Source organism: Streptomyces sp. NPDC101181, assembly GCF_044767975.1.
In the GTDB taxonomy this organism is placed as follows: domain Bacteria; phylum Actinomycetota; class Actinomycetes; order Streptomycetales; family Streptomycetaceae; genus Streptomyces.
On the sequence record NZ_JBIWOX010000019.1, the window covers coordinates 39501 to 65511 of the forward strand.

At 73.1% G+C, this 26011-nt stretch carries 26 protein-coding genes; 11 read left to right on the forward strand and 15 right to left on the reverse strand.

Going from position 1 to position 26011, the window contains the following annotated elements; translation table 11 throughout:
- Positions 1–186: 186 nt before the first annotated feature.
- Positions 187–666 carry a MarR family winged helix-turn-helix transcriptional regulator gene (locus ACIRRU_RS24700; RefSeq protein ID WP_403684095.1) on the reverse strand — a complete coding sequence of 160 codons (480 nt, stop codon included), beginning with the start codon at positions 664–666 and terminating at the stop codon, positions 187–189.
- A gap of 150 nt (positions 667–816) precedes the next feature.
- Between ACIRRU_RS24700 and ACIRRU_RS24705 the strand changes: the two genes are divergently transcribed.
- Positions 817–1242 (forward strand): Rid family hydrolase, encoded by a 426-nt coding sequence (locus tag ACIRRU_RS24705; RefSeq protein ID WP_403683952.1) that lies wholly within the window; start codon positions 817–819, stop codon positions 1240–1242.
- Between the two features lie 89 nt (positions 1243–1331).
- On the opposite strand, the gene ACIRRU_RS24710 is transcribed toward ACIRRU_RS24705, so the two are convergent.
- The 3 genes from ACIRRU_RS24710 to ACIRRU_RS24720 form a co-directional block, all read right to left on the reverse strand.
- Positions 1332–2516 (reverse strand): serine hydrolase domain-containing protein, encoded by a 1185-nt coding sequence (locus ACIRRU_RS24710; RefSeq protein WP_403683954.1) that lies wholly within the window; start codon positions 2514–2516, stop codon positions 1332–1334.
- A 296-nt stretch (positions 2517–2812) separates the two neighbouring features.
- Positions 2813–4036 carry a metallophosphoesterase gene (locus tag ACIRRU_RS24715; protein ID WP_403683956.1) on the reverse strand — a complete coding sequence of 408 codons (1224 nt, stop codon included), beginning with the start codon at positions 4034–4036 and terminating at the stop codon, positions 2813–2815.
- Between the two features lie 251 nt (positions 4037–4287).
- Positions 4288–5556, reverse strand: a complete 1269-nt coding sequence (locus ACIRRU_RS24720) for a pyroglutamyl peptidase (protein WP_403683957.1) — start codon at positions 5554–5556, stop codon at positions 4288–4290.
- A 175-nt stretch (positions 5557–5731) separates the two neighbouring features.
- Here ACIRRU_RS24720 and ACIRRU_RS24725 point away from each other — a divergent pair, with 175 nt between their 5' ends.
- The 3 genes from ACIRRU_RS24725 (at position 5732) to ACIRRU_RS24735 (ending at position 9428) form a co-directional block, all read left to right on the forward strand.
- On the forward strand, positions 5732–6361 hold the full coding sequence (locus tag ACIRRU_RS24725) for a class I SAM-dependent methyltransferase (RefSeq protein WP_403683959.1): 630 nt from the start codon (positions 5732–5734) through the stop codon (positions 6359–6361).
- A 146-nt stretch (positions 6362–6507) separates the two neighbouring features.
- On the forward strand, positions 6508–7377 hold the full coding sequence (locus ACIRRU_RS24730) for an alpha/beta fold hydrolase (protein WP_403683961.1): 870 nt from the start codon (positions 6508–6510) through the stop codon (positions 7375–7377).
- Between the two features lie 83 nt (positions 7378–7460).
- Positions 7461–9428 (forward strand): acyl-CoA dehydrogenase, encoded by a 1968-nt coding sequence (locus ACIRRU_RS24735; protein WP_403683963.1) that lies wholly within the window; start codon positions 7461–7463, stop codon positions 9426–9428.
- 37 nt (positions 9429–9465) lie between these two features.
- Here ACIRRU_RS24735 and ACIRRU_RS24740 read toward each other — a convergent pair whose 3' ends face one another.
- From ACIRRU_RS24740 to ACIRRU_RS24755, 4 genes are all read right to left on the reverse strand, one after another.
- Entirely contained in the window at positions 9466–9618 is a 153-nt protein-coding gene (locus ACIRRU_RS24740) for a hypothetical protein (RefSeq protein ID WP_363204151.1), read from the reverse strand.
- A complete protein-coding gene (locus ACIRRU_RS24745; RefSeq protein ID WP_403683965.1) occupies positions 9587–10936 on the reverse strand; it encodes an OFA family MFS transporter in 1350 nt (449 codons plus the stop codon). Before ACIRRU_RS24745 ends, ACIRRU_RS24740 begins: the two co-directional genes overlap by 32 nt.
- A 141-nt stretch (positions 10937–11077) precedes the next feature.
- On the reverse strand, positions 11078–11866 hold the full coding sequence (locus tag ACIRRU_RS24750) for an SDR family NAD(P)-dependent oxidoreductase (protein ID WP_403683967.1): 789 nt from the start codon (positions 11864–11866) through the stop codon (positions 11078–11080).
- A gap of 57 nt (positions 11867–11923) precedes the next feature.
- Entirely contained in the window at positions 11924–13732 is a 1809-nt protein-coding gene (locus ACIRRU_RS24755; RefSeq protein WP_403683969.1) for a flavin-containing monooxygenase, read from the reverse strand.
- Positions 13733–13926: 194 nt separating this feature from the next.
- Between ACIRRU_RS24755 and ACIRRU_RS24760 the strand changes: the two genes are divergently transcribed.
- Positions 13927–14946: an SMP-30/gluconolactonase/LRE family protein gene (locus tag ACIRRU_RS24760; RefSeq protein WP_403683971.1), complete on the forward strand. Its 1020-nt coding sequence runs from the start codon at positions 13927–13929 to the stop codon at positions 14944–14946.
- 174 nt (positions 14947–15120) lie between these two features.
- Here ACIRRU_RS24760 and ACIRRU_RS24765 read toward each other — a convergent pair whose 3' ends face one another.
- The 5 genes from ACIRRU_RS24765 to ACIRRU_RS24785 are packed head-to-tail and all read right to left on the reverse strand — an operon-like array spanning position 15121 to position 19155.
- Entirely contained in the window at positions 15121–15714 is a 594-nt protein-coding gene (locus ACIRRU_RS24765) for a TetR family transcriptional regulator (RefSeq protein WP_403683973.1), read from the reverse strand.
- A gap of 52 nt (positions 15715–15766) precedes the next feature.
- On the reverse strand, positions 15767–16699 hold the full coding sequence (locus ACIRRU_RS24770) for an ABC transporter substrate-binding protein (RefSeq protein WP_403683974.1): 933 nt from the start codon (positions 16697–16699) through the stop codon (positions 15767–15769).
- Between the two features lie 11 nt (positions 16700–16710).
- Positions 16711–17382 carry an ABC transporter permease gene (locus tag ACIRRU_RS24775; protein WP_403683976.1) on the reverse strand — a complete coding sequence of 224 codons (672 nt, stop codon included), beginning with the start codon at positions 17380–17382 and terminating at the stop codon, positions 16711–16713.
- 4 nt (positions 17383–17386) lie between these two features.
- Positions 17387–18037, reverse strand: a complete 651-nt coding sequence (locus tag ACIRRU_RS24780) for an ABC transporter permease (RefSeq protein ID WP_363204143.1) — start codon at positions 18035–18037, stop codon at positions 17387–17389.
- The gene (locus tag ACIRRU_RS24785; RefSeq protein ID WP_403683977.1) at positions 18034–19155 is read right to left on the reverse strand and encodes an ABC transporter ATP-binding protein; all 1122 of its coding nucleotides are present in this window, start codon (positions 19153–19155) and stop codon (positions 18034–18036) included. The genes ACIRRU_RS24780 and ACIRRU_RS24785 overlap by 4 nt, the downstream gene beginning before the upstream one ends.
- Before the next feature lie 127 nt (positions 19156–19282).
- Here ACIRRU_RS24785 and ACIRRU_RS24790 point away from each other — a divergent pair, with 127 nt between their 5' ends.
- The gene (locus ACIRRU_RS24790; protein ID WP_403684097.1) at positions 19283–20776 is read left to right on the forward strand and encodes an aromatic amino acid ammonia-lyase; all 1494 of its coding nucleotides are present in this window, start codon (positions 19283–19285) and stop codon (positions 20774–20776) included.
- Between the two features lie 65 nt (positions 20777–20841).
- Here ACIRRU_RS24790 and ACIRRU_RS24795 read toward each other — a convergent pair whose 3' ends face one another.
- Entirely contained in the window at positions 20842–21144 is a 303-nt protein-coding gene (locus ACIRRU_RS24795) for a hypothetical protein (protein ID WP_403683979.1), read from the reverse strand.
- Between the two features lie 416 nt (positions 21145–21560).
- Between ACIRRU_RS24795 and ACIRRU_RS24800 the strand changes: the two genes are divergently transcribed.
- From ACIRRU_RS24800 to ACIRRU_RS24820, 5 genes are all read left to right on the forward strand, one after another.
- The gene (locus ACIRRU_RS24800) at positions 21561–21770 is read left to right on the forward strand and encodes a hypothetical protein (protein WP_403683981.1); all 210 of its coding nucleotides are present in this window, start codon (positions 21561–21563) and stop codon (positions 21768–21770) included.
- Positions 21767–22510, forward strand: a complete 744-nt coding sequence (locus tag ACIRRU_RS24805) for a HemK2/MTQ2 family protein methyltransferase (protein ID WP_403683983.1) — start codon at positions 21767–21769, stop codon at positions 22508–22510. The genes ACIRRU_RS24800 and ACIRRU_RS24805 overlap by 4 nt, the downstream gene beginning before the upstream one ends.
- A 13-nt stretch (positions 22511–22523) precedes the next feature.
- Positions 22524–22760, forward strand: a complete 237-nt coding sequence (locus tag ACIRRU_RS24810; protein WP_403683985.1) for a CDGSH iron-sulfur domain-containing protein — start codon at positions 22524–22526, stop codon at positions 22758–22760.
- On the forward strand, positions 22757–23794 hold the full coding sequence (locus ACIRRU_RS24815; RefSeq protein ID WP_403683987.1) for an iron-containing redox enzyme family protein: 1038 nt from the start codon (positions 22757–22759) through the stop codon (positions 23792–23794). The genes ACIRRU_RS24810 and ACIRRU_RS24815 overlap by 4 nt, the downstream gene beginning before the upstream one ends.
- A gap of 123 nt (positions 23795–23917) precedes the next feature.
- The gene (locus tag ACIRRU_RS24820) at positions 23918–25102 is read left to right on the forward strand and encodes an alcohol dehydrogenase catalytic domain-containing protein (RefSeq protein WP_403683989.1); all 1185 of its coding nucleotides are present in this window, start codon (positions 23918–23920) and stop codon (positions 25100–25102) included.
- Between the two features lie 70 nt (positions 25103–25172).
- On the opposite strand, the gene ACIRRU_RS24825 is transcribed toward ACIRRU_RS24820, so the two are convergent.
- Positions 25173–25964, reverse strand: coding sequence for a SigB/SigF/SigG family RNA polymerase sigma factor (locus tag ACIRRU_RS24825; protein ID WP_403683991.1), 792 nt, complete (start codon positions 25962–25964; stop codon positions 25173–25175).
- Positions 25965–26011: the final 47 nt, after the last annotated feature.

Genomic DNA, 26011 nt, shown 5'->3' on the forward strand with positions numbered 1-26011 from the left:
CTTGATCCGCGCCGTACGGTTACCGAATGATGACGCAAAGAGACTGCTTGGCTGGATCCGCGAAGAAGGCGCGGGCGGGAGCGTCAGGGCTGACGGTGGCCGCGGGCCGGAGGCTCCTCTCGCGCGGCCCGGTTGTCAGGTCGCGCGAGAGGAGCCTCCGGCCCGGATCGGCACCCGGAACGAGCCTCAGGTGAAGTCGTCGGGCACGATGCGCATCTTCTCCGCGATACGGGCGAGGGCCTTCTGGTCGGTGGCGTTGAGGGAGTCGAGGACGAGACTCCGCACGGCGCGCAGGTGGGTGGGCGCCGCCCCGCGCACGATGTCGAAGCCCGAGTCGGTGAGCCGGGCGAGGGTGTAGCGCCCGTCGGCCGGATCGGGGCTCCGGACGACCCAGCCGCGCTGCTCGCATCGCTTGACGACGTTGGACAGCCGTGACAGTGATCCGCTGGCGAGGAAGGCGAGTTCACCCATTCGCAACTGGCGCTCCGGAGTCTCGGAGAGATGGCTGAGCACCAGGTACTCGAACAGGGTGATGCCGTGCCGCTCCCGCAACGGCGACTCCAGCTTGCCCGGCAGCAGCAGGACCAAGGAGATCAACCCCGTCCACGCCGCCTTCTCCTGCTCGTCGAGCCAGCGCGGCTCCTCGTCTCCCGCACGCTCCGCCATGTCGCTCACGCATCCTCCTCCCGGGTCTGCCCCGGTTCCCGAGCAGATCCTGTGATCACTTTGCGCTTGAAGTCATCGCCTGGTAGATTCACTTTACGCGTGAAGTTAAAGGATGGGCAACAAGCCCTGCGGACAGGAAGAGGGATCACCATGAGCACCGTCACCTTCGGCATCATTCCGGGCTACGGCGAGAAGCTGCACGCGGCCCTCGGCTACAGCGCGGCCGTTCGCGTCGACGACCGGGTCGAGATCTCCGGCCAGGCAGGGGTGGACGACGACCTGAACCTCCCCGACGCGCTGGAGGACGAGATCGTCCAGGCCTTCGAGAACGTGGAGCGCGCGCTCGCCACGGTCGGCGCGAGCTGGCCGGACGTCATCCACGTCAACTCGTACCACAAGGTCGCACCCGGGGAGGACGTCATCGGCGAGGACGTCAACCGCGTCATGGCCGAGCAGTTCCGTCTCCGCCTCGACGGCCGCGCGCCGATCTGGACCGAGACCGGAGTCACGGCCCTGGGCCTCGCCGGTATGCGGGTGGAGATCCGCGTCACCGCGATCGTCGGCTCCCGGAGCTGAGCGGACGCGGCACCGTGCGGGCAGCCGAACGGGGGTGCGGGCGCTGCGCCTTCACCCGCCCCCCCCGGGGGGGGCAGGGTCACCGGGGCCTAGGAGTGGCCGGGGCCCTCAGCGCAGAGCGCCGTTTCCAGGGCGGCGCGCAGGTCGTCGCTCTGCGCGTCCGGGCCGCCGGGGCCGAGGTTCACCATGATCGAGGCCTGCCGGCCGTCGGACGTGGCGCCGCCGGCCGTCTCGTAGCCGAGGAAGTCGCCGGTGTGGCCCCAGGAGACGCCGCCGCAGGGCAGCGGCCTGCTCTCCAGGCCGAGGCCGTAGCGTCGGCCGTCGTCGCCCCCGGTCGGCCGGGTCCGCCGCATCTCGCGCAGCTGGGCCGGGCGCAGCAGCCCGCCCCGGATCAGCGCGTCGAGGAACCGGTTGAGGTCGTTGCCGCTGGAGATCATCTCGCCCGCCGCGCCACCGATGGCCGGGTTGACCGCGGTGATGTCCTTGAGCGGCGCGTCCGCGCCGGGGCGTACGTATCCGCGGGGATGCGGTCCGGGGATGCGCGGGTCGGTGCCCGGTACGGAGGTGGCGTGCAGGCCGAGCGGTTCGATGACGCGCCGTCGGATCTCCTCGCCGTAGCCGTGTCCCGTCACCCTCTCGACGATCATGCCTGCCAGGAGATAGCCCGTGTTGGAGTAGCGCCAGCCGGTGCCCGGCTCGAAGTCCGGGCGATGGGCGAGGGCGAGGTTCACGAGGTCACGCGCATCGTGGTGGGCGAGCGGGTCGGCCACGATGTCCTGCGGGCGCAGGTGGGCCAGGAAGTCCGGTACGCCACTGGTGTGCTGGAGCAGTTGACGCACCGTGATGCGCCGTCCGTCGTTGCCGTGGCCGCGCACCACACCCGGCAGATAGCGCTCCACCGGCGCGTCGAGGGCCACGCGGCGCTCTCCCGCCAACTGGAGCACCACCGTCGCCACGAACGTCTTGGTCATGCTGCCGATCCGGAACCTGCTGTCGCCGCGTACCGGCACACCGCTGCGGATGTCCGCGACACCGCTCGTCAGGACCATGCCGCCACGCCGGTCACGTGTCTCGATGAGCGCGCCGGGGCCGCCGTCGACCGTGGTCAGACGGTGCAGGATCGCGCGCAGGCGGGCGTGGTCGCTGGTCCGGGCGGCGGCCGGGACGCTGTCGCCCGCGGCTGTGTCGTACGCGGTCGCCGCGCTCGCCCCGACGCCGATCACGACGGTGAGGGCGAGGGCCGCGGCGCCGAACGCGTGCCGGTGTCCGATCATGTCTGTTTCCCCGTTCGTGACAGCGGTGGGTGGGGCACACGGCGCGTAAGAGCCCCGCGCGGACTCGGCCCGCACGCCCTGTCCTCATGGTGGGCGAGCCGCACGGCTCCCGGCGATGGTGCGGTCACCCGGCCACGGGTGGGGTTACCCCCAGGCCTACCGCACGAAGTCGCTCCGGACCGGCCGCTCGCGGTCTCGGGGAACGGCGGTACGACCATCGGCGCGCCGCTTCAGTGGCCCTCCCACGCCACCCGGGGACGGCCTCACCGCGTGCCCCTGCCCCGGTGCGCCTGCCCTCAGGCCGGGCCCGGCGTCCGCGGTGAGCGGAGGACCAGGAGGGTGATCTCGCTGGGGGCGAAGACGCGGAAGGGCGGGCCCCAGAATCCGGTGCCGCGGCTGGTGTAGAGCAAGGTGCGCTCGCCGTGGCGGCTGAGGCCCGCGAGGGCCGGCTGGTCCAGGCGGACCAGGTGGTGGAAGGGCCAGATCTGGCCGCCGTGGGTGTGGCCGGAGAGCTGGAGGTCGACCCCGTGGGCCGCCGCGCGGTCGATGAACGCGGGCTGATGGGCGAGGAGCAGGACGGGCAGGTCCGGGTCGGCGCCCTGGAGGGCGCCGGGCAGGTGGGCGCGGTGGCCCGCCAGGCCGGAGGACTCGGCGGTGACGTCGTCGACACCGGCGACGACCAGGGTGTCGCCGCCGCGTTCGAGCAGCAGATGGCGGTTGCGCAGCGGCTCCCATCCCAGTTCGCCCATCAGGTCGACCCAGCCCTGGGCTTCGCTGTAGTACTCGTGGTTGCCGGTGACGTAGACACGGGCCCGGGTCGCCCGCACGGTGCCCAGCGGGGTGGCCTGCGCGCGACGGCGTTCGGCTGTGCCGTCCGCGATGTCGCCGGTGTGGCAGACCAGGTCGGCCTCCAGGGAGTTCACCGTCTCGCAGACCCGCGCCGACCAGCGGGCCCGGTCGAGCGGGCCGTAGTGGGTGTCGGTGATCAGGGCGACCCGGGTGCCGTCCAGACCGGCGCCCAGCCGGGGGAGTAGCACCTCGAGACGGCGTACGCGGGGCACACGCCGGGCCTCGGCGTACCCCCAGGCCAGCAGCACGGCGCTCACGCCGAGGACCGCCCAGGTGACGACACGCGCCCGGTCCTGGCCGTCGCCGACCCCGGCCAGTGCCAAGGCGGGCCGCAGCAGCACGCCGAGCAGGACGGACCAGGTGAACAGGACCCACACGGCGCCCAGCAGCGTGTCCCCGAGGATCGCCGCCCCGTCCCGCTGGCGGCGGCCGTGGCCGCGCGCCATCGCGAGCGGCATACCGACCAGGCCCAGCACGGACAGCGCGGTGCCCGCCAGCGCGACGGGAAGCGGCCAGCCCTGGCCCGTGTGCAGCAGGACCCAGCACGGCACGGCCCACAGCAGGACGGGGGCGACCAGCGGGAGGTAGCGCATGACGCGGTGGAGCCGGCTCGGTGGCGGTGCTCCGTCCGCCCCGCTCGCCGCGGATCGGATGTTGCCGGTCTCGGTCACGCGCTTCCCTTTCTGCGGTGCTGTCCGGCGGATCGTCCCGCCCACGGGGCGGGCCGGGGACACGGGCCCGCCTCCGTGGCCGTGGTCAGCCCGTGACACAGGTCCGATCCGCCGCCCGTCCCCCCTATTCTGCGCCGGACGCCGGACGCCGGACGCCGGACGCCGGACGGTTCGGCGCACGGCGGTCAAGGACACTGTGGCCCGGCACGGGCAACCGGCACCCGGCACCGGCGCCTGGCACCCCCGGGGGCTCAGCGGGCCGCGCCCACCGCCGTCGTCACCAGGGCCCGCACCTGGCGCACGATGTCCGACCGGTTGCGTTCGAAGTCCGGATCGGTGACGGCTCCCGTCGCCGGATCGCTGTTCTCCGCGCCGAACTGGAGGACCGGGGTGTGCAGATGGCCGCCGGGCAGCTTCGGCAGCCCGAGCCGGTCGCGCAGCAGGGTGGCCCGGTAGGCGATCTCGTTGGAGAGGTAGTCGCCGCCGCCCCCGGCCCGCGCGGCGGAACCGGGGGTGGGGCCCTCCGGCCTGGTCACCGGCTGGGTGGCGCCCGCCGGGACCTCGGTGACCTCGGTGTTGTCGTACACCGGGAAGCGGCCCGTGTCCGCTTCGGCCAGCTGACGGTACGGGAGGGTCGTGGAGGTCCACTGCGGCTGCGACGCGGGATCGGTCACCGGAACGGTCCCGGTGGAGGAGAGGTTCTCGTTGTCGGCGAACCCACCGCGCCAGGCCCCGTTGGTGCGCTCGACGTCGAACCGGCCCTGGCGGCCCTGGCTGACGGTGGTGAACAGGTCCAGGCGGGGCAGCTGCGGGGCGAGGGCCCGCTCGACGGCCCCCTCGGCGAAGTCCGTCCAGCGCACCGGGAAGACGACGGCCTCGATCCGGGCCGTACCCGTGGCGGTCCGCACCAGCGTGCCGTCCAGGGCGAGCACGCTCGCGCCCGACGGGTTGCCGATCCGCACGTCCCGGTCCAGCGTGAACGGGTCGAAGCCGGTGACGAGCACCCGCTTCACCTGACGGCCCCGGTAGCGGATGTCGTCCTGGCCGCGCGACGAGGTCTCCAGCGCCGAGAGCAGCGCCTCACGACGCCGGTCGTCGACTGCGAACCGCGGCTCCCAGGAACGCAGTTCGCGGCTCAGGGCCAGGCGTGCCCAGTACAGCGGTCGGTCGTCGCCCCGGCTCAGGTCGCCCGTCACAGGACCGCGGCCCTGGGCCCGGTCCACCGCGCGCCGCCACAGCGCCGAGCCGTGCCGGGTCACCGCCCGCTCCGCCTGCGCGTAGCCGCGGGAGCCCTCCAGGGCGCGGGCGAAGCGCGGGGCGAGCGCGTCGAACCCGCTGCGCCGCAGGATCTCCCGCGGGGCCGCCCGGTCGAGGCGCTGCTCCTCGACGGTCGTCCGCACGGGGCCGGAGGCGGGGGCGGCCGGGGACGCCGAGGCGGGCAGCGCGGAGCCCGTGAGGGCGAGCAGGAGCGTCACCCCGCCGATGCCGAGCCGGGTGATGGAGGGGAACTGGTGCCTCACGTGAGCCCTTTCGACGGAACGGTCGGTCCCGCGCAGTATCGCGCCCCCGGGGCGGAGGACGCCATGGGGGCAGCACTGTGCGGGTGGAGTCCGGCCCCGTGGCAGAGTGGCCGGCGAACCAGGCGGGGACCGTGCCCGGTCCCTCGGGGCCGGGCTGACCGGAGGGCGTGCTGACATGAGCGGGGAGCGGGACCGCTGGGCGGAGCTGACCGGAGGGCGGGCCGGGGAGGAGTACGCACGGCGGTTCGCGCGGCTGGCCGCGTCGGGCCAGGACGTGCACGGTGAGGCCGCCTTCTGCGCCGCGCTGCTGGAGCCCGGCGCCCGGGTGCTCGACGCGGGCTGCGGCACCGGCAGGGTCGCCGTCCGGCTCGCCGCCCTGGGGTTCCGGTGCACCGGTGTGGACGTGGACGCCTCCATGCTCGCCGTCGCCCGCCGCGAGGCACCCGGGCAGGACTGGTTCCTCGGCGACCTCGCCCGTACGGACACCCTCGGGCTGGAGCCGGACTTCGATCTGGTGCTCGCCGCCGGGAACGTCGTCCCGCTGCTGGCCGCGGGCACCGAGGCCGCGGTCGTCGGTCAGCTGTCGGCCCTGCTGCGGCCCGGTGGTCTGCTGGTCACGGGCATGGGACTGGACGCCGCGCACCTGCCCCTGCCCGAGCCCCCCTTCGGGCTCGCGGACTTCGACGCCTGGTGCGAGCGGGCCGGGCTCGTCCTGCGACGGCGTCACGCGACCTGGGACGGCGAGCCGTACGTTCCCGGGGGCGGGTACGCCGTCAGCGTGCACGCCCGCCCGGACGAGCGGTGACCTTCTTCCCGGACCGGTGAATTCCGGGAGCGCGGACCCATGAATTCCGAAAGTCCGGACGCGATGAGTTCCGGGAGCCCCGGAGACGATGAATTTTGGGAGTCCGGGTGCGATGAGTTCCGGGGGCCGGGACAGTCTGCCCGGGTATGAAGACGTACACGCTCACGACGGCCGATGCCGATCTCGTCCACGACGTCCACGGGCCGCTGCCCACGGCCGACGGGCGCCCGCCGCTGTTCCTGATCGCGCAGCCCATGGACGCCTCCGGATTCGCCGCGCTGGTGGCCCGTTTCCCCGAGCGGACGGTGGTCACCTACGACCCGCGCGGGCTCGGCCGCAGCGTCCGCAGGGACGGGCGCGACGACTACACCCCCGAGACGCTGGCCGACGACGCGCACGCCGTGATCGAGGCGCTCGGGGCCGGGCCGGTCGAGATGTTCGCCAGCAGCGGCGGAGCGGTCGTGGCGCTCGCGCTCGTCGCGAAGTATCCCGACGCGGTGACCGTTCTCGTCGCCCATGAGCCGCCGCTCATCACCCTCACCCCGGACGGCCCCGCCGCCGTGCGGGCCCGCGCCGCCCTCCGGGAGACGTACGAGCGGCGGGGCTGGGGCGCCGGGATGGCCGCCTTCATCGCGATGACCTCCTGGGAGGGGGAGTTCACCGACGCGTACTTCGCGCAGCCGGAGCCCGATCCCGCCACCTTCGGGCTGCCCGCCGGGGACGACGGGTCGCGGGACGACCCGCTGCTGTCCGACCGCTCCTGGGCGGTCACCGACCACCGGCCGGACGCCGGGGCGATCAACCGTGCCGCCACCCGGGTGGTGGTCGCCGTGGGGGAGGAGTCCCGCTCCGTCCTGACCGGGCGTACCTCCGACGCCGTGGCCGGGCTGCTCGGGCTGGCGGTGACCGTCTTCCCCAGCCACCACGGCGGCTTCGCCGACGGCGAGTTCGGCTACCCCGGCAAGCCGGACGAATTCGCCCACCGGCTGCGCGAGGTCCTCGACGGCGCCTCCTGAGCCCGCGGACCCGGGGCCGGGGCGCCCCGACCCGGGCCCGCGGCCGCCCGAGTGATCGTTCCGGGCCGGGGTAGCGAACAGGTATGAACACCGACAGAACAGTTCCCGCCCCCGCCGGATACGTCCAGCCAGAGATCGACGTCCCGGCGCTGACCGGGACGCTCGACGGCCCCTACGCCGGGATCCGCGACCTGGTCCGCGCCAACCTGGTGACGTACGCCTCGATCCTCGAGGAGGCCGAGGAGCTGTCGGTCGACGCGTACCGCGAGCGGGTGCGGGACATCGTGGTCGCGATGGCGCGGACGGGGCAGACCGGCATGGGGTTCCCCAAGGAGTACGGCGGGGGCGGTGACGTGGGGGCCTCCATCGCCGCGTTCGAGACCCTCGCCCTCGGCGACCTGTCGGTGCTGGTGAAGGTCGGCGTGCAGTTCGGGCTCTTCGGCGGGGCGATCCTGCACCTGGGCACCGAACGCCACCACGACGCCCATCTGCCGGACCTGGTCGCCGGGAGGCTCATGGGGTGCTTCGCGATGACCGAGACCGGGCACGGCTCCAACGTGCAGGCGCTCGGCACGGTCGCCCGCTACGACGCCGCCGCGCGGGAGTTCGTCATCACCACCGAGGGCGACCAGGCGCGCAAGGACTACATCGGCAACGCGGCCCGCCACGGCCAGCTGGCCGTGGTCTTCGCCCAGCTGGAGGTCGGCGGCACCGCAGAGGGCGTGCACGCGTTCGTCGTGCCCATCCGGGCCGGCGGGAAGCCCGCACCCGGCGTGTCGATCGAGGACGACGGGCGCAAGATGGGGCTCAACGGCGTGGACAACGGGCGGCTGCGCTTCGACGACGTGCGGGTTCCGCGCGAGGCGCTGCTCAACCGCTTCGCCGACGTCACCCCCGAAGGCGTCTACGAGAGCGCCATCGACAACCCCGACCGCCGCTTCTTCACCATGCTCGGCACCCTGGTGCAGGGCCGGGTCAGCGTCGGCGGCGCCGGGGTCAACGCCGCCAAGGTCGCCCTCGCCGTCGCCGTGAAGTACGCCCTGCGACGCAGGCAGTTCGCGGCCGGGTCCGACGGGGAGGAGCAGCTGCTCCTCGACTACGGGCTCCACCAGCGCCGCCTGCTGCCGCTCGTCGCCCGCACGTACGCCCTGCACTTCGCCCAGGACGTCGTCCGCGCGCAGCTCCACGACGTCTTCTCCGGCCCGGAGGGCGACCCGCAGGAACGGCGGCGGCTGGAGTCCCGGGCCGCCGGGACCAAGGCGCTCGGCACCTGGCACGCCACCCGGGTGATCCAGGAGTGCCGCGAGGCGTGCGGCGGGGCGGGCTATCTCGCGGTGAACCGGTTCGCCGCCCTCAAGGCCGACAGCGACATCTTCACCACCTTCGAGGGCGACAACCACGTCCTGTTGCAGCTCGTCGCCAAGGGTTTGCTCACCGACTACGCGAGCGAGTTCGAGGACCTGGACCAGCTGGGCATGGTCCGCCACGTCACGGGTCTCGCCGTCGAGACGGTCATCGAGAAGACGTCCGTCCACAAACTGCTGGAGCGGGTACGGGACCTGCTGCCCGGCGGTGACGAGTGGGACCAGGAGGCCGGGCTGCTCGACTCGGAGTACCACCTGGCCATGCTCCGCCACCGCGAGGAGCACCTGCTCGCCGGGGTGGCGCGCAGGCTCAAGGCCGGGGTCGACCGGAAGCGCGACCCGGGCGCCGTCTTCTCCGAGGTGCAGGACCACGTCATCGCCGTCGCCCGCGCCCATGTCGAGCGGCTGGTGCTGGAGGCGTTCGTCGAGAGGACGCGGGCGGTGCCCGAAGGCGGCAACAAGGTGGCGCTGGGCCTGCTGTGCGACCTGTTCGCCCTGTCGACGATCGAGGCGGACCGGGCGTGGTTCATGGAGCACGGGCGGCTGACCGTGCAGCGTTCCAAGGCGATCACCCGCGAGGTGAACGACCTCTGCCGCAAGATCCGGCCGCTGGCGGGCGACCTCGTCGACGCCTGGGGGATCCCGGACGCGCTGCTGCGCGCCCCGGACCTGGTGGGCGGGCCCTGAACCCGGCGACGGCCGCGGCCCCGGGCCCGCCCCGGGGTCAGCCGGTGAACAGCTGGGTGGCCTTGCGGACCAGCTCGTACAGCCCGTAGGCGAGCGGGAGCCCCACCCACAGCCAGGTGAAGGCGATCAGCGGCCGCAGACTCCTCGCCGCGGGGGCGTCAGGCGGACTCGGCCTGCCGGTGGTGGACATCGGACGCTCCCTTCCGCGCCGTCACGGCGTCGAGATGGTGGGACGGATGCACGGGACGGACCAGCTCGTTGGCGACGAAGCCGACCGCCAGCAGGCCCATCATGATGAGGAGGGACGTGCTGTACAGGTCGGAGCCGTCCTTCCCGGCCGCCTCCTGCCGGTCGGCGATCCAGTTGACGATGAGCGGCCCGAGGACACCGGCGGTGGACCAGGCCGTGAGCAGCCGCCCGTGGATCGCCCCGACCTGATAGGTGCCGAACAGGTCCTTGAGGTAGGCGGGGATCGTCGCGAAGCCGCCGCCGTAGAAGGAGAGGATGACCAGCGCGCACAGGACGAACACGGGTTTGGAGGAGCTGCCCACCAGCGCGATGAGCGCGTACATCAGGACGCCCGCGCCGAGGTAGACGCGGTAGATGTTCTTCCGCCCGATCAGGTCGGAGGTGGAGGACCAGCCGATGCGGCCCGCCATGTTGGCCGCCGACAGCAGGGCGACGAAACCGGCGGCCGCCGTCACCGACACCGGGGTGGACGTGTCCGCGAAGAAGTCCCTGATCATCGGCGCGGCCTTCTCCAGGATGCCGATGCCCGCGGTGACGTTCATGCAGAGCACCACCCACAGCAGCCAGAACTGCGGGGTGCGCAGCGCCTGGCGCGCCGACACCTGGGGCCCGGCGGAGGCGGCGGGCCGGCCGTTGGCCCCCTGTTCCCCGGTGCTGGGCCGCGGCACCCGCACCAGCAGGACGCCGAGCAGCATGAACACGGCGTAGCTCAGCCCGTGGACGAGGAAGGCCAGGGCGATGCCCTCGCCGTCGCTGCCGAAGGACTCCAGCATCTGGGCCGACCAGGGCGAGGCGATCAGCGCGCCGCCGCCGAACCCCATGATGGCGATGCCCGTGGCCATGCCGGGCCGGTCGGGGAACCACTTGATGAGCGTCGAGACGGGGGAGATGTAGCCGATGCCGAGACCGATGCCGCCGACGAAGCCGTAGCCGAGGACGATCAGCCAGAACTGCCCGGTCGCGGCGCCTGCCGCGGAGATCAGGAAGCCGGAGGAGAAGCAGACGAGGGCGACCGTCATGGCCCAGCGCGGTCCGCGGCGCTCGACGAGCGTCCCGCCGAAGGCGGCGGAGAGGCCGAGCATGACGATGCCGAGCTGGAAGGGCAGCGCGCTCTGGGTGCCGCTGAGGCCGAGCGCGTCCTCCAGCGGCGGTTTGAACACGGACCAGGCGTAGGCCTGGCCGATGGAGAGGTGGATCGAGAGGGCGGCGGGCGGAACCAGCCAGCGACTCCAGCCCACGGGGGCGATGGGGGGACTCATGGGTCCCCAACCGTACTGAGCCGGATTCCGGTTGAGAAGGTCGTTGGTCAATCTTTCACCGTGTGCGTCTGACGTGCGCGGCGCGGACCTTCCCGCCGGGCTGACCGGCGGGAAGGTCCGCGCTCCGGGTGGCGGACCGGGTCAGACCGCCGACCAGCCGTCGTCCACGGGCAGCACCGCGCCGTTGACGAAGGACGCCGCGTCGGAGGCCAGCCAGACGATTGCGGCGGCCTGCTCCTTTGCCGACCCCACGCGCCCGGTGTTCGCGCCGATCAGGCCCCGGACGACGGAGGGGCCGTGCGCGTCCGGGCGGACATCGACACCCATGCCGGTCGCGGTGGGGCCGGGCGCGACCAGGTTGGCCCGCACGCCCTGCCCGCGGTACATCACCGCCAGGTTCCTCACCAGCCCGGTGACGCCGTGCTTGGCCGCGGTGTACGCGGCACCGGCCGCGCCGCCGCGCAGCCCCGCCTCGGAGCCGGTGAAGACCAGGGACCCGCCGCCCGCGGCCAGCATGTGCGGCAGGACGGCACGGGTGAGGAGGAAGGGGGCCGTCAGATCGACCCGCAGCACCCGCTCCCACTCGGCGTCGTCGGTCTCGTGGACCGCCGACATCCGGTCCATCACCCCCGCGTTGTTGACCAGGACGTCGATCCCGCCGAACTCCGCCACCGCCTGCTCCACCAGGAGGTCCACCGTCCGCTGCTCGGCCAGGTCGCCGACCGCCGTCAGGGCGACGCCCCCGGCCGCGGTGATCCGGCGTACGGTCTCCTCCACTCCGCCCGCGTCCAGGTCGGCGGCGAGGACGCGGTCCCCCTGGGCGGCGAAGGCCAGGGCCGCGGCGCGGCCGATACCGGACGCGGCCCCGGTGACGATCACCCCGCGGTACGGGCGGGCGGCGGCACCCGGGCCGGGGTCGGCTGCGTTCATGGTGGTGTCCTTGCTGGTGGTGGGGGAGTGGGACGGGGCCGAGCGGAGCGGTCCGGATCAGGCGCGCGGGGCGGTCCTGGCCCGGAGCACCTCCGGCAGGGACTTCTCCCGCCACTGGTCGAGGAGTTCGTGGAACGCGACCGCCCCGTGGGGGTAGGCGGTGGGGCCGTTGGGCCTGCCGCGGCCCTCCCGGTTGTAGTAGCCGGGGGTGCACTCGGCGTGGAACCAGGCGTGGTCGGGCGCGCCCTCGGCCAGGACGGCGATCCAGGCGTCCTCGGTCTCGGGGGAGGGCTCGATCAGGGCGTCCTCGGCTTCGGCGGCCGCGACGAGGGCGGCGGCGTGGACGGCCTGCTCGTCGAGGATGTGGCTGAAGTTGACGCTGCTGGCGTTCTGGAGGGTCCCCAGCTGGATGAGGTTGGGGAAGCCGTTGGTGGTGAAGCCGTGCAGCGTACGGGGGCCCTGCCGCCGCCACCGGTCGAGCAGCTGGACGCCGCCCCGGCCGCGTACCGGGAGCTTGCCCGAGTGGATGCCGGAGGTGCCGACGTTGAACCCGGTGGCGAAGATCAGGCAGTCCAGTGCGTACGTGGTGCCGCCGACGACGACCCCGTGCTCGGTGACGCGCTCGATGCCGTGGGTGTCCGCGGTGTCGACCAGGGTGACGTTGTCCCGGTTGAACGCCGGGTAGTACAGGTCGGAGAACGTGGGCCGCTTGCAGGCGTAGCGGTACCAGGGCTTGAGCTTCTCCGCGATCTCCGGGTCCGCGACGCTCCGCTCGACCCGGTCGCGCAGTTCGTTCATCTTGGCGGCGTCGGCGGCCTCGTAGGCGGCTTCGAACGCCTGCGGATCGCCCTGGCGCCGGAAGCTCGGCAGGAGCTTCTCCAGCAGACCCGCCGAGGTGGTCCAGCGGTCCGCGACGAGGTCCCGCTCGACGCTCTCGCCGGAGACGATGCGCAGGTAGTTCTCCCGCCGTTCCCGGGCCCAGCCCGCACGCCCGGCGCCCACGTCCTCCGGGGCGGTGCGGCGGTTGGCGCGCTCGTCCACGGTGGAGGGGGTGCGCTGGAAGACGTAGAGGTGCCCGGCGTCCTGAGCGAGCATCGGGATGACCTGGATGCCGGTGGCGCCGGTCCCGACGACCCCCACGCGCTTGTCCGCCAGGCCGGTCATGCCGCCCTCGGGGGTGCCGCCGGTGTAGGCGTAGTCCCACCGCGAGGTGTGGAACGTGTGGCCCGTGAAGTCCTCGATGCCGGGGATGCCGGGAAGCTTCGGGTCGGTGAGCGTACCGGTGGCGCTGACGACGTAGGCCGCCCGGAAACCGTCGCCGCGATCCGTGGAGACGAGCCAGGTCTCCGACGCCTCGTCCCAGGTCAGAGCGGTGACTCCGGTGGAGAACAGGGCGTCGTCGTAGAGGTCGAAGCGGCGTGCCACGCGCACCGCGTGGCGGCGGATCTCGTCCCCGGGGGCGTACTTCCACTCCGGGACGTAGCCGGTCTCGTCGAGCATCGGCAGGTACACGTGGGACTCGACGTCGCAGTGGACGCCCGGGTAGCGGTTCCAGTACCAGGTCCCGCCGAAGTCTCCTCCCTTCTCGACGATCCGGACCCGGGCGATCCCGCGCTGCCGCAGCCGGGCCCCGGTGAGGACCCCGCCGAACCCGCCGCCGATCACGGCCACGTCGACCAGGTCGTGGACCGGGGCGCGGTCGGTCGGCCCCTCCGTGTACGGATCGTCCGCGTAGTAGCCGAACTCGGCGTCGGCGTCCCGGTACTGGGCCGTGCCGTCGGGCCGGACGCGCCGTTCGCGTTCCTGCCGGTAGCGCTCCCGGAGCGCGGCGAGGTCGAGGGGGGCGGGGGCATGAGGAGGCGTCATGTGGGGTCCTCGGTCGGGGCGGTGGGGGCCCTGGACGGGCGGTCGTCCGCTACGGTAACAAGTACCGGACAGTGGTGTCCGGTTAAGGGTGCGGTGGTACGGCGGTATCCGGCCAGAGGCCTGCGCCCCCTCCGCCGCGCTCCGGACCCCGGCCCGGCGAACCCGTCCCCGTGAACAGGAAGAGTGACCCCCTCATGCAGCGACCACCGGCCCGGTCCCTTTCCGCACTCCTCGCGATCGGCGTGCTGATCCTGACCGGATGCGGCACACAGAGCGGCGACCCGGGCGAAGAGGCGGCGGCCGCCTCCCCGGGGCGGACGATCACGGCCCAGAAGTTCATGCGACTGACCCAGCCGCATGCCGAGACCGGGATGACCCTGCTGGAGGGGCCGGTGTTCGGCGAGGACGGCGGTCTCTACGTCGTCGACGTCACCGCGCCCGAGGGCAAGCCCAAGGTCATGCGCGTCGACGTCCGGAAGAAGACGTCCCGCGCGGTGCACACCGATGGCCGGGGGGCCTACACCTCGGCCCAGTTCAGCCCGCACGACGGGCGGCTCCACCTCAGCGACTTCGTGCACGGCGAGATCGTGAGCCTGGCCCCCGGCGGTGGTGACCCGCGGACCGTCTTCTCCGGTGATGTCGACGGGGCGCCGATGAACCCCGACGACATCGCCTTCGACCAGCGGGGCAACCTCTACGTCAGCGACTCGCGCGGCCTGTCGGAGGGCGAGGCGCACGGACGCGTGGTCCGGATCGACCGCGAGAGCGGCAAGGCCACGGTTCTGGCCGAGAACCTGGCCGCGCCGAACGGGATCAGTTTCGACGACGAGTACCGCGGGCTGTGGTTCAGCGAACTCACCGAGAACCGGATCTCCTACCTGAGCCTCGACAAGGCGGGCGCGGTGGAGTCCCGGCACACCGCCATCCGCGTGGACGGCGGGATCGCCCAGACCGACTCGATCGCCGTGGACGCCGACGGCAATCTCTACCAGGGGCTGCACGGCCGGGCGGCCATGGTCGTCTACGACCGGCACGGTGAGCGGCTGGCGACGGTCGAACTCCCCGCGCGGACCAAGGGCCTCAAGTCCGCGACGAACGTGGCCATCACACCCGGCGGGACCAAGGCCTACATCACCGTGAGCGGTCCCGCCGGAGGCTACCTCTACACCTTCGACGCGCTCGCGGAGGGCACCCGCCAGTCCAACGGCGGCTGAGGACGGCGACCGGAGGGCGGGCGGGCCGTGGAACGGCCGACCCGGTCCGCCGGTCACCCGATGATCCCGCCCGGCGCTCCCGGCGGACGGGCCGCGCCCCCACCGGGGCCCGGCGGAGGGGAGACCTCCGCCGGGCCCACGGCGGCCGACGGCCGCCCCGGGCCCGGTCGGCGCTCAGTCGGTGAAGGCCCGGACCGGCCCCACCTCGACGCCGAGCAGCCGCCAGGCGGCCAGCGCCCTCAGTTCCCGGTCCGCCCGGGTGGGGCCGATCACGGCGGCGGAGACCATGGCGACGGAGAGCCCGAGGTCGTCCCCCGCGCCGAGCCGGTGCTCCGCGGGGAGATGCCGTCGCAGGGCGCGCTCCACCCGCGCGGACAGGCCGAGAGCGTACGCGCGGATGTCCGCCGAACGGCTGCCCACCCGCTCGGCGTGGAGGAGGCCGATGAACGCCGCCGAGTCGGCCAGGTGCCACGTCAGCACCCCGAGCACCCCGGCGAACGTCGCGTCCGCGTCCTCGGCCGCCCGCTCGACCTGCCGCACGTTCTCCTCCAGCACCGCGGCCACCGCCGCGGTCCGGTCGGGGAAGTGCCGGTAGAGGACGCCCTGCCCGACCCCGGCCCGCCGGGCGATCGCCGAAAGCGGGGCTTCCAGGCCGTGCTCGGCGAAGACCTCCCGGGCGGCGGCGACGAGAGCGGACCGGTTCCGGGCGGCGGCTCTCGGCCCGTCGTTCGCGGGCCGTCGCCCCTGCTGCTCGCTGTCCTCCACCACCCCGGCAGCGTACCGGCAGGGGCACCCGCCCCGGCCGGGCCCGCAGGGGGCGCTACTTCTTGATGCCGTGTCGGGCCGCCCAGTCGTACGCGACGTCCTCGGGGTCCTTCTTGTCCTTGTCCACCAGGCGGTTCAGCTCGGTGAGGTCCTTCGTCGTGAGGACCGAGCCGAGGCGGGCCAGCGCCTTGCGTACCGCCGAGTCGGCGGTGCGGTCGGCGATGAGCGGGACGACGTGCTGGCCGGGGATCAGGTTCTTGGGGTCGGTGAGGACGACCCATCCCTCGGCGGTGATGTCGGTGTCGGTGGTGAAGAGGTTGGCCACGTCCACGTCGCCCTTCCTGAGCGCGCCCTTGACCAGCGGACCGGAGGAGTCCAGGGACTTGAACTCCTTGAACTCCACGCCGTACACGTCCTTCAGGCCCACCGATCCCACCGTGCGCTTCTTGACCTCGGGCGCCGCGCCGATGACCAGCTTGCCGTTGTGCTTCGCCAGGTCGGCCAGCGACGTCAGACCGTAGCGGTCGGCGGTCTCCCGGGTGACGGCGAAGGCGTCGGAGTTCTCGGCCTCGCCGTACGGGAGGATCTGGAGGCCGGACGGCAGGACCACGGCGAGGGCGTTCTGCATCTCGCCCTCCTCGGTGGCCGTGGAGTCCGCGTCGAGGTAGTGCAGCAGCGCGCCCTGGTATTCGGGCAGGAGGTCGATGTCACCTCCCTTGAGCGCCGGGATGAGGATCTCGCGGGTGCCCAGGTTGGGGCGGACCGTGGCCTTCACCCCGGCCGCTTCGAGGGAGGCGGCGTAGAGGTACCCGAGCACCTGGTTCTCGGTGAAGTTGGCGGTGCCGATGGTGACGCCGCCCTCGCTGGAGCCGCCGCCACCGCCGCCGGACCCCTGCCCGTCGAGGGAGGTGATGCCGCTGCTGCAGGCGGCGAGCGCGGGGACGGTGGCGGCGGCGACGAGCCCGCCGAGGAGAGTCCTGCGGTTCATGGTGCGTGCTCCTAGGAGGACGTGGCGGGGCGGTGGCGGAAGAGGACGCGCTGGAGGGCGGAGAGCGCGAGGTCCAGGGCGACGGCGACGACGGCCACGAGCACGGCGCCGCCGAGCACCTGGACCAGGTCGCGCTGGGCGAGCCCGTCGAAGACGTACCGGCCGAGCCCGCCGAAGGAGACGTACGCGGCGATGGTCGCCGTCGCGACGACCTGGATGAGCGCGAGCCGCAGCCCGGTCATGATCAGCGGGAGCGCGAGGGGCAGTTCGACCTGGAGGAGGACCTGGTGCCGCCGCATCCCCTGGCCGCGCGCCGCGTCCCGCACCTCGGGGTCGACGGCCCGCATCCCGGCGTAGGTGTTGGTGACGATGGAGGGTACGGCGAGCGCCACGAGGGCGATGTAGACGGGCCACATCGACAGGCCGCTCGCCAGGAACACCAGGACGACGAGCCCGACCGTGGGCAGCGCCCGCCCGAAGCTGGACAGGTTGATGGCGAGGAACGCGCCGCGCCCGGTGTGCCCGATGAGCAGGCCGACGGGCAGGGCGATGGCGGCGGCCACGAGGGTGGCGAGCAGGGAGTACTCGAGGTGTTCGGCCAGGCGGTGCCCGATGCCGTCGGAGCCGGACCACTGGTCGCCGCTGACCAGCCAGGCGCCGAGGTTCTTGAGGAGTTCGTACATGAGGTCAGGCCCTCCGCTTCGGCCGACGGGTCCAGGGGGTCAGGACGTACTGGAGGGTCACGAGCAGGGCGTCCGCGACGAGGGCGAGGAGCAGGGTCAGGACGACGCCGGCGATGACGGGGGTGGGGAAGTTGCGCTGGAACCCGTCGGTGAAGAGCTGCCCGAGCCCGCCGTCACCGATGTACGTCGCCACGGAGACCAGTGAGATGGCCATCACCGTGGCGATCCGCACCCCCGCCATGATCACCGGGAGGGCGAGGGGGAGTTCGACGGTGAGCAGGGTGCGCAGCGGCCGGGTGCCCATGGCCCGCGCGGCCTCCTTGGTCCTCGCGGGGACCGAGTCGAGCCCTTCGACGGTGTTCCGCAGGAGCACGACGAGTGTGTAGACGGTCAGCCCGATCACGGTGGTGGTGCGGGTGAGTCCGCTGACCGGCAGGAGGAGCACGAAGACGGCGATGGACGGAATGGTGAACAGGACGTTCGACAGGCCGAGGAGCAGACCGCGCAGCCGGGGCACGCGGTGCGCGAGCACGGCCAGCGGGAGCGAGACGAGCAGGCCGAGCAGGACGGCGGAGAGGGCGGCCTGGAGGTGGGACAGGGTCAGGGCGGTCAGATCGTCGGTGTGGTCGGCTATCCACGACCAGTCGACGCTCACGCGGCCACCGTGCCCGCCCCGTCGGCGCCGCCCGTGCCCGCCTCGCCCGGGTGTGCGGCGCCGGTGCGCGCCCGGCTGTGCACCTGCCCCGCGCGGTCGTGGACGTCCTCGCGGGAGGTGACGCCGGTGAGGACGCCGTCCGCGTCGACCCGGGGGAGGAGACCGCTCGGCGCGGCGATCGACTCGTTGAGCGCCGACAGGAGTGAGTCGGTGTCCCGCAGCGGACGCGCCGGTATCTCCGTGTCCGTCTCCCCGTCGCGCCAGGCCAGTGGCTTGCGGGCGGCGTCCAGCGTCAGCCGCCAGCGGCCGCCCTCGGGGGCGGGCCCCTGGGCGACCCCGGCCAGCGTCGTCAGGGACAGCAGCTTGAGGTTGCGTTCCGCGCCCAGGAAGTCCGCGACGAACGCGTCCGCGGGGCGGGCCAGCAGTTCGGCGGGGGCGGCGCACTGGACGAGGTGGCCGCCGGTACGGAAGACGGCTATGCGGTCGCCGAGCCGTACGGCCTCGTCCATGTCGTGGGTGACGAAGACGATGGTCTTGTCGAGCTCTCTTTGAAGACGCAGCAGTTCGTCCTGGAGCTGGGTGCGGACCACGGGGTCCACGGCGCCGAACGGCTCGTCCATCAGCAGGACCGGCGGGTCCGCGGCGAGCGCGCGGGCCACGCCGACCCGCTGCTGCTGGCCGCCGGACAGCTGGTGCGGGTACCGCTTCCCGGCGTCGGCACTCAGGCCCACGGTCTCCAGCAGCTCGCCCGCCCGCGCCCGCGCCTTCCGGCGGCCCCAGCCGAGCAGCAGCGGTACGGTCGCGATGTTGTCCAGGACCGTGCGGTGCGGGAAGAGCCCGGCCTGCTGGATGACGTAGCCGATGGAGCGGCGCAGTTCGGCGGCGTCCTGGTCCTGGATGTCCTTACCGCCCACCCGGATCGTCCCGGAGGTCGGCTCGACCATCCGGTTGATCATGCGAAGCGTCGTCGTCTTGCCGCAACCGGAGGATCCGACCAGGACGGTGACGCCCCCTTCCGGCATGTCGATCGTGAGGTCGTGCACCGCGGTCGTGCCGTTCGGGAAGCGTTTGTGGACCTTGTCGAATTGGATCATGAGGAGTCCCTTGCCCGGCTGCATATCATCATGCAGAGTTCTCGCTGACTGAATAGCTTGTCAATAGGTGGTCGTCACCCGGGTGTAAATCCCCGGTGACGCATGGCCATGGAGCAAGACTCCGCGTCTGGTTGAGGAGGAATCGCGAATGATGTCGTCTCATATCGTGGACGGAGTGGTCGACGGCAACGGCGCGGTCGTCGTCCTCGACGGGCGCGGGCTGATGGTCGCAGACGTCGTACGCCTGGCCGAATCCAGCGCCCGGCCCGTCGCCTCGGCGGACGGGATGAAGCGTCTGGAAGCCTCGTGGAGCGCCGCGCGGGAGATCGCCTCCTGGGGCCGCGTCTACGGGCGTTCCACCGGCGTCGGCGCCAACCGGAACGAGTCCGTACCGACGGAGGCGGCCGCGGATCACGGCCTGCGGCTGCTGCGCAGCCACGCCGGGGCGATCGGTGAGGAGCTGCCCGCGCGGGAGGTCCGGGCCATGCTCGCCGTCCGCGCCAACCAGCTCCTCGCGGGCGGCGCCGGCCTTCGCCCGACCGTCGTCACCGCGCTCTGCGAGGCTCTGGCGACGGGCGTCTTCCCGAAGGTCAACGAGTTCGGCTCGGTCGGCACCGGCGACATCGCCGCCCTCGCGCAGATGGGCCTCGCCCTCGCGGGCGAACACCCCTGGCAGGGTGTGGGGGCGGCCCCCGAAGCGCAGCCCCTCGACAACAACGACGCCCTCGCCCTGATCAGCAGCAACGCCCTGACCCTCGGTCAGTCAGCGCTGGCGCTGCACGAGTTGCGCGGACTGATCGCGGCCACCCAGGTGGTCGCGGCGCTCTCCCTGATGGCGATCGACGGCTCGTACGAGGCGTACGCGCTGCCCGTCCACGAGGCGCGGCGGCACAGCGGCTCGTACGCGGTGGCGGAGCGGATGAGGCTGCTGCTCGGCGCCCCCGACCGCCCCACACCCCCGCTCGGCCGGATCCAGGACCCGTACGGCTTCCGCTGCGTGCCGCAGATCCACGGACCCGCGCGGGACGCGGCGGAGGCGCTCGAAGGTGTCCTCGCGGTCGAGATCAACGCGGCCGCCGAGAACCCCCTCATCTCGGTCGACGACATGGCCGCCTACCATCACGGCGGCTTCTATCTCGCCCAACTGGCCCTGTCCCTGGACCACTTCAGGCTCGCGGTGACACAGGTGGCGCGGCTGTCCACCTCGCGCCTCTCCTCGCTCAACGAACCGGGCTTCACCCGGCTGCGGCCCTTCCTCGCGGACGGCGAACCGGCGTCCTCGGGCGTGATGATCCTCGAATACGCGGCCGGGGCGGCCCTCGGCGACCTGCGGGCCTTCTCCGCGCCCGCCTCGCTCGGCCACGCGGTGCTCTCACGCGGGGTGGAGGAGCAGGCGAGCTTCGCCTCGCTGGCCGCCCGCCAGACGCTGCGGGCCGGTGAGGCGTTCCGGTTGGTGGTGGCCTGCGAACTGGTGGCCGCCGTACGGGCGTTGCGCCAGCGCGAACTGCGCCTCGACCCGCAACTGCCGGTCGGCCGCGCCTTCGAGCTGGCGTGCTCGGTGCTCGACCCGGAGCCGGCCGACCGGCCGCTGACGGACGATGTGACGGCGGCGGCTGGCCTGCTCCACCACTTCGCCGCGTTCTGAGCGGTGCCCCGCCCGGCTCCGGGGTGAGGACAGGGGCGTCGGGCAGCGGGCCCGGCGTCCACGGCTCAGTGGTCGTCCCAGTGCCCGTCGTGCTCGGCGTGCCGGTGGCCGTCGTGGATGTAGTCCACGTGGTCCTCGTGCGGGACGGCGACGTGACCGCAGTCCTGGCCGTGGCGGTGGTCGTGGCCCTCGTGCGCCGCGTGTCCGGCGGTTTCGCACTCGTCCACGTGGTCGCCGTGCACCCGGTGCAGATGGTTGTCGTGCACGTAGTCGACGTGGTCCGCGTGGGGCACCGCGACGTGCCCGCACCCGGGGGCGTGCTGATGGGTGTGGTCGGGGTGGGGGCGGTGCTCCGTGGAGGTGGACATCGGCGGGGCTCCTTCGGGGGCTGGGGAGATGCTCGGTCCGGCCGAAGGAACGACGAACTGCCCCTTGCGGCTTATGCGGCATTTTACCGGTGGCCGTCCCGGTATTCCTGGGGGAATCACCGGCCGTGCCTCCGCCTCTTCCCCGCTGCCGGGCTGCGTCCTCTCCCGTCGCTGGTTAGCGTGATCGCGACGACCGGTGTGGCCGCTCGACGACCGGTGCGGTGACTCGACGCGAGGGCGACGGGGAAGGCGGGACGCGCTCCTGCCGACGGCTCCCACGTTTAGCCCCGCCGTTCGTGGTCACTCCAGTACGGCGACGCGAGCCACCGGAGCCGAGCGGTTCGAACCGCGCCCGGATCCGGTCGTGCGGACGGAGGAGGAGTCGTCCGGAGGCGTCGGAGCGAGGCCGCCCCGGCGTGGAACGACTGGTGATCACGGAGGAGGACACGATGCGTGACGTACGCAGGCTCGTGCGGGCCACGGTCCACAAGGCCCGTGGCATGGCCGTGGAATCGGACGGCAAGGCCCTCGGTGACCCCGCCCGCAGGGCCCGGGGCCGCCGTCAGCGGGAAGAAGCAGGCCGGCGGCCGCGGCGGCGCCGACCCGACGAGACCCCCGGCCGTTGAGCGGGCCACGGGTACGCCTGCCCGAGGACGACAGCGGCCTCCCGGCGCGGCAGGCCCCGCCGGTCCCCCACGACGCGGCCGAACGGCCCGGGGGACTCATGTGCCTGCCGGGCGTCTACCGCCCCCAGACCGACACCCTGCTGCTCGCCGCCGCCCTGGGACGTGAGGGGGTCGGCGCGGGCATGGACGTCCTGGACCTGTGCACCGGAAGCGGGGCACTGGCCCTGCACGCGGCCCGGCTCGGCGCCCGCGTCACGGCCGTGGATATCAGCCGCCGGGCCGTCGCCTCGGCGCGGCTGAACGCGGCGCTGGCCCGGCTGCCCCTGACCGTACGGCGGGGAGACCTGCTCCGCGCCCTGCCGGGTCGAACCTTCGACGTCGTCATCAGCAACCCCCCGTACGTGCCCGCGCCCGGACCGGTGGTGCCCCGGTACCGGGCGGGCCGGTCCTGGGACGCGGGGCTGGACGGCCGGATCGTCCTGGACCGCATCTGCGCCGACGCCGCCGCCGCGCTCCGCCCGGACGGGCTGCTGCTCCTCGTGCAGTCGGGGCTGAGCCGCCCCGACGAGACCCTGCGCCGGCTCTCCGGATCGGGGCTGACGGCCTCGGTGACCGACCGGGTCTCCATCCCCTTCGGCCCCGTCACCCGGGGCCGGTCCGCCTGGTTGCGGGCCCGGGGCCTGCTCGCGGACGACCTGGACAGGGAGGAACTGGTGGTGATCCGTGCCCGCAAAAGATGACAGGCCGCGACGGGTGGTGGTGAACCGGGACGGCCCGATCCTCGTGGAAGGACCCGTCGAGGTCGTGGACGAGGACGGCACGACGACCCGGTCCGACCGCTTCGTGACCGCGATCTGCACCTGCCGCCGCAGCCGTACCCACCCCTGGTGCGACACCAGCCACCGCCGCCGCAAACCCGCCGCCGAACCGTCCCGGTCCGGCCCGGACGACCGGGAACGGCCGACGGGCGAGGAGGGACCCCGACCATGACGACGACCCCCGCCACCGATCCGCTGAGCCACGCCGCGTCCCCGGTGCTCCCCTCCGCGCGCGGGCCCCTGAGCGAGGCCGTCCTGGCCGTGCTGGCGGGCCGCGCGACCGCACTGCCCGCCACCGGCGTCGTCCGCCGCGCCGACCCGTACGGCGATGATCTGCACCTGCTCCTGTACGTGCTGTACGAACTGCACTACCAGGGGTTCGACGGCACGGACGAGCGTCTGGAGTGGGATCCCGCGCTCCTCACGGTGCGCGCCGCCGCCGAGGACGTCTTCCTGGACGCCCTGCGCCACGACGGCGGAACGGGCGGGCAGGACGTGTCCGCGACGGTGGCGGCGCTCCTGGTGGAGCCCGTGGGCGACGACGGGCACGGCGTCAGCCACCACCTCCAGCGGCAGGGGGAGCTGTGGCAGCTGCGGGAGTACGCCGCCGTGCGCTCCCTGTACCACCTCAAGGAGGCCGATCCCCACCTGTGGGTGGTGCCCCGGCTGCGCGGGCGGGCGAAGGCGGCGATGGTCGCGGTGGAGTTCGACGAGTTCGGGGCGGGCCGGGCCGAGGATGTCCACGCACGGCTCTTCGCCGACCTCATGGCCGACCTCGGCCTCGACCCGCGGTACGGCCGCTACCTGGACGCGGCCCCCGCGGAGGCGCTGGCCACGGTCAACATGATGTCCCTGTTCGGGCTCCACCGGCGGTTGCGGGGCGCGCTGGTCGGGCACTTCGCCGCCGTGGAGATCACCTCGTCCCCCGGCTCCCGGCGCCTCGCGGCGGCGCTGCGCCGGGTGGGAGCGGGCCCCGCGGCCCAGCGGTTCTACGACGAGCACGTGGAGGCCGACGCGGTCCACGAACAGGTGGTGCGGCGCGAGGTGATCGGCGGGCTGCTGGCGGACGAACCCGGGCTGGCGGGCGACCTGGTGTTCGGCATCGAGGCCACGGAACACCTGGAGGACCGCCTCGCCGGCCATCTGCTGGCGGCATGGCGCGCCGGGCGCACGGCACTGCGGACACCGCTGACGGACACGCCCTGACCCGACGCTCACCGCCGCCCGGGTGTTTCACCTCGTACGTCGTGGGAACCCGGCGCCCGGCCGACGCGGGCACACCCGCGAGGGCGACAGCAGACGAACGCGACGACGAAGGGGAGCGGCACTGTGCGTGCACTCACTTACCAGGGAAAGCGCGACGTCCGGGTGGAGACCGTCCCCGACCCCCGGATCCAGGACCCGACGGACATCATCGTCTCGATCACGTCCACCGGCATCTGCGGTTCGGACCTCCACCTCTACGAGGTGCTGGGTCCCTATCTCGACCCGGGCGACATCCTCGGTCACGAACCGATGGGCGTGGTGGAGGAGGTCGGGGCGGAGGTCACCGCGGTGGCGCCGGGCGACCGGGTCGTCATCCCCTTCAACGTCTCCTGCGGGCACTGCCACATGTGCGGGCACGGGCTGCACTCCCAGTGCGAGACCACGCAGGTGCGCGCGTACGGAACCGGCGCCTCCCTGTTCGGCTACACCAAGCTCTACGGGCAGGTCCCCGGCGGGCAGGCGGAGTATCTGCGGGTGCCCTTCGGGAACGACCTGCCGATCAAGGTCCCGCACGGCCCGGCCGACGACCGTTTCGTCTTCCTCTCCGACGTCCTGCCCACCGCCTGGCAGGCCGTGGAGTACGCGGACATCCCGCCCGGCGGCAGCGTCACCGTCCTCGGCCTCGGTCCGATCGGCGCGATGGCCGCCCGGGTCGCCCTGCACCGCGGTGCCGGACTCGTCATCGGCGTGGACCGTGTCCCCGAACGGCTCGACCGCGTCAGCGCGTACGGCGCCACCTGCCTGGACCTCCGCCGCCACGACGACGACCTCGGCGACGTCGTCCGCGACCTCACGGACGGGCGCGGTACGGACGCGGTGATCGACGCGGTGGGCATGGAGGCCCACGGCTCGTCCGTCGCCCAGGCGGCCCACGCGGCGGTCGGCCTGCTGCCCGACGCGGTCGGACGGCGCGTGATGGACAAGGCGGGAATCGACCGGCTCGCCGCCGTGCACACCGCCATCGACCTGGTGCGCAGGGGCGGCACGATCTCCATCTCCGGCGTGTACGGCGGCTCTGCCGACCCGCTGCCGCTGCTCACCCTGTTCGACAAGCAGATCCAGTTGCGCATGAGGCAGGCCAACGTCAAGCGCTGGGTCGACGACCTGCTGCCGCTCCTCGTCGACGGCGACCCGCTGGGCGTCGACTCCTTCGCCACGCACCACCTGCCACTAGAGGAGGGCCCGCAGGCCTACGAGACGTTCCAGAAGAAGGCCGACGGCATGATCAAGACCCTGCTCATTCCCTGAACCGACCCGGCACCGCCTGCTCGCCCGGCGGCACGTCCCCGACAGCGGGGCGGCCGCGGGAGAGCCGCCGTCAGGCGTCCAGGAGGGCGCCGTCCCGGATCTGCCGGCAGGACTGGCTGATCAGCCGGGAGACGTGCATCTGCGAGATGCCCAGTTGCTCGGCGATGCTCAGCTGGGTCATGTCCTCGAAGTAGCGGAGGTAGAGAATGGTCCGCTCGCGCTCGGGAAGCCTGCCCAGACCGGGCTTGGCCGCCTCGCGGTCCACCGCGACGTCCAGGGCCCGGTCGCAGGAGCCGAGCCGGTCCGCCAGCGGGGCGCCGCCCTCGGCTCCGGCGGGCTCGGCGTCCAGCGACAGCGCGCTGTAGCTCTCCAGCGCCTCCAGACCCAGCAGCACGTCCTCCTCGCTCAGCTTCGACTCGGCCGCGATCTCGGCGGTGGTGGGGGTGCGGCCGCCGAGCCGCTGGGCGAGATCGCGGCGGGCGAGGCGGACCTGGTTGCGGAGGTCCTGGACGCGGCGCGGCACGTGCACGTCCCAGGTGTGGTCCCGGAAGTGGCGCTTGAGTTCACCGGTGACCGTGGGCACCGCGTACGTCTCGAACGCCTTGCCGCGCTCGGGGTCGTACCGGTCCACCGCCTTGACCAGGCCCATCGCGGCCACCTGGCGCAGGTCCTCCAGGGTCTCGCCCCGGTTGCGGAAGCGGGAGGCGAGCCGGTACGCCATGGGGAGCCAGGCGCAGATCGTCTCGCCGCGCAACACCTCCCGCTCCGGTCCGGCGGGAAGAACGCGCAGTCTGCGGAACGCCTCGTCCGTGGCGGGGGATTCCCGGTCAGGGGGCGGGCGGTGAGCTGTGGGGCCCTGCATGAGAGATCACTCCTCGACGACGATGCGTTGTGCGGTCGCCGCAGGAG

Coding starts and splice junctions, on each gene's coding strand:
- ACIRRU_RS24700 (WP_403684095.1), bottom strand. CDS start 666: ATGGCGGAGCGTGCGGGAGACGAGGAGCCGCGCTGGCTCGACGAGCAG.
- ACIRRU_RS24705 (WP_403683952.1), top strand. CDS start 817: ATGAGCACCGTCACCTTCGGCATCATTCCGGGCTACGGCGAGAAGCTG.
- ACIRRU_RS24710 (WP_403683954.1), bottom strand. CDS start 2,516: ATGATCGGACACCGGCACGCGTTCGGCGCCGCGGCCCTCGCCCTCACC.
- ACIRRU_RS24725 (WP_403683959.1), top strand. CDS start 5,732: ATGAGCGGGGAGCGGGACCGCTGGGCGGAGCTGACCGGAGGGCGGGCC.
- ACIRRU_RS24730 (WP_403683961.1), top strand. CDS start 6,508: ATGAAGACGTACACGCTCACGACGGCCGATGCCGATCTCGTCCACGAC.
- ACIRRU_RS24735 (WP_403683963.1), top strand. CDS start 7,461: ATGAACACCGACAGAACAGTTCCCGCCCCCGCCGGATACGTCCAGCCA.
- ACIRRU_RS24740 (WP_363204151.1), bottom strand. CDS start 9,618: ATGTCCACCACCGGCAGGCCGAGTCCGCCTGACGCCCCCGCGGCGAGG.
- ACIRRU_RS24745 (WP_403683965.1), bottom strand. CDS start 10,936: ATGAGTCCCCCCATCGCCCCCGTGGGCTGGAGTCGCTGGCTGGTTCCG.
- ACIRRU_RS24750 (WP_403683967.1), bottom strand. CDS start 11,866: ATGAACGCAGCCGACCCCGGCCCGGGTGCCGCCGCCCGCCCGTACCGC.
- ACIRRU_RS24755 (WP_403683969.1), bottom strand. CDS start 13,732: ATGACGCCTCCTCATGCCCCCGCCCCCCTCGACCTCGCCGCGCTCCGG.
- ACIRRU_RS24760 (WP_403683971.1), top strand. CDS start 13,927: ATGCAGCGACCACCGGCCCGGTCCCTTTCCGCACTCCTCGCGATCGGC.
- ACIRRU_RS24770 (WP_403683974.1), bottom strand. CDS start 16,699: ATGAACCGCAGGACTCTCCTCGGCGGGCTCGTCGCCGCCGCCACCGTC.
- ACIRRU_RS24775 (WP_403683976.1), bottom strand. CDS start 17,382: ATGTACGAACTCCTCAAGAACCTCGGCGCCTGGCTGGTCAGCGGCGAC.
- ACIRRU_RS24785 (WP_403683977.1), bottom strand. CDS start 19,155: ATGCAGCCGGGCAAGGGACTCCTCATGATCCAATTCGACAAGGTCCAC.
- ACIRRU_RS24790 (WP_403684097.1), top strand. CDS start 19,283: ATGTCGTCTCATATCGTGGACGGAGTGGTCGACGGCAACGGCGCGGTC.
- ACIRRU_RS24795 (WP_403683979.1), bottom strand. CDS start 21,144: ATGTCCACCTCCACGGAGCACCGCCCCCACCCCGACCACACCCATCAG.
- ACIRRU_RS24815 (WP_403683987.1), top strand. CDS start 22,757: ATGACGACGACCCCCGCCACCGATCCGCTGAGCCACGCCGCGTCCCCG.
- ACIRRU_RS24825 (WP_403683991.1), bottom strand. CDS start 25,964: ATGCAGGGCCCCACAGCTCACCGCCCGCCCCCTGACCGGGAATCCCCC.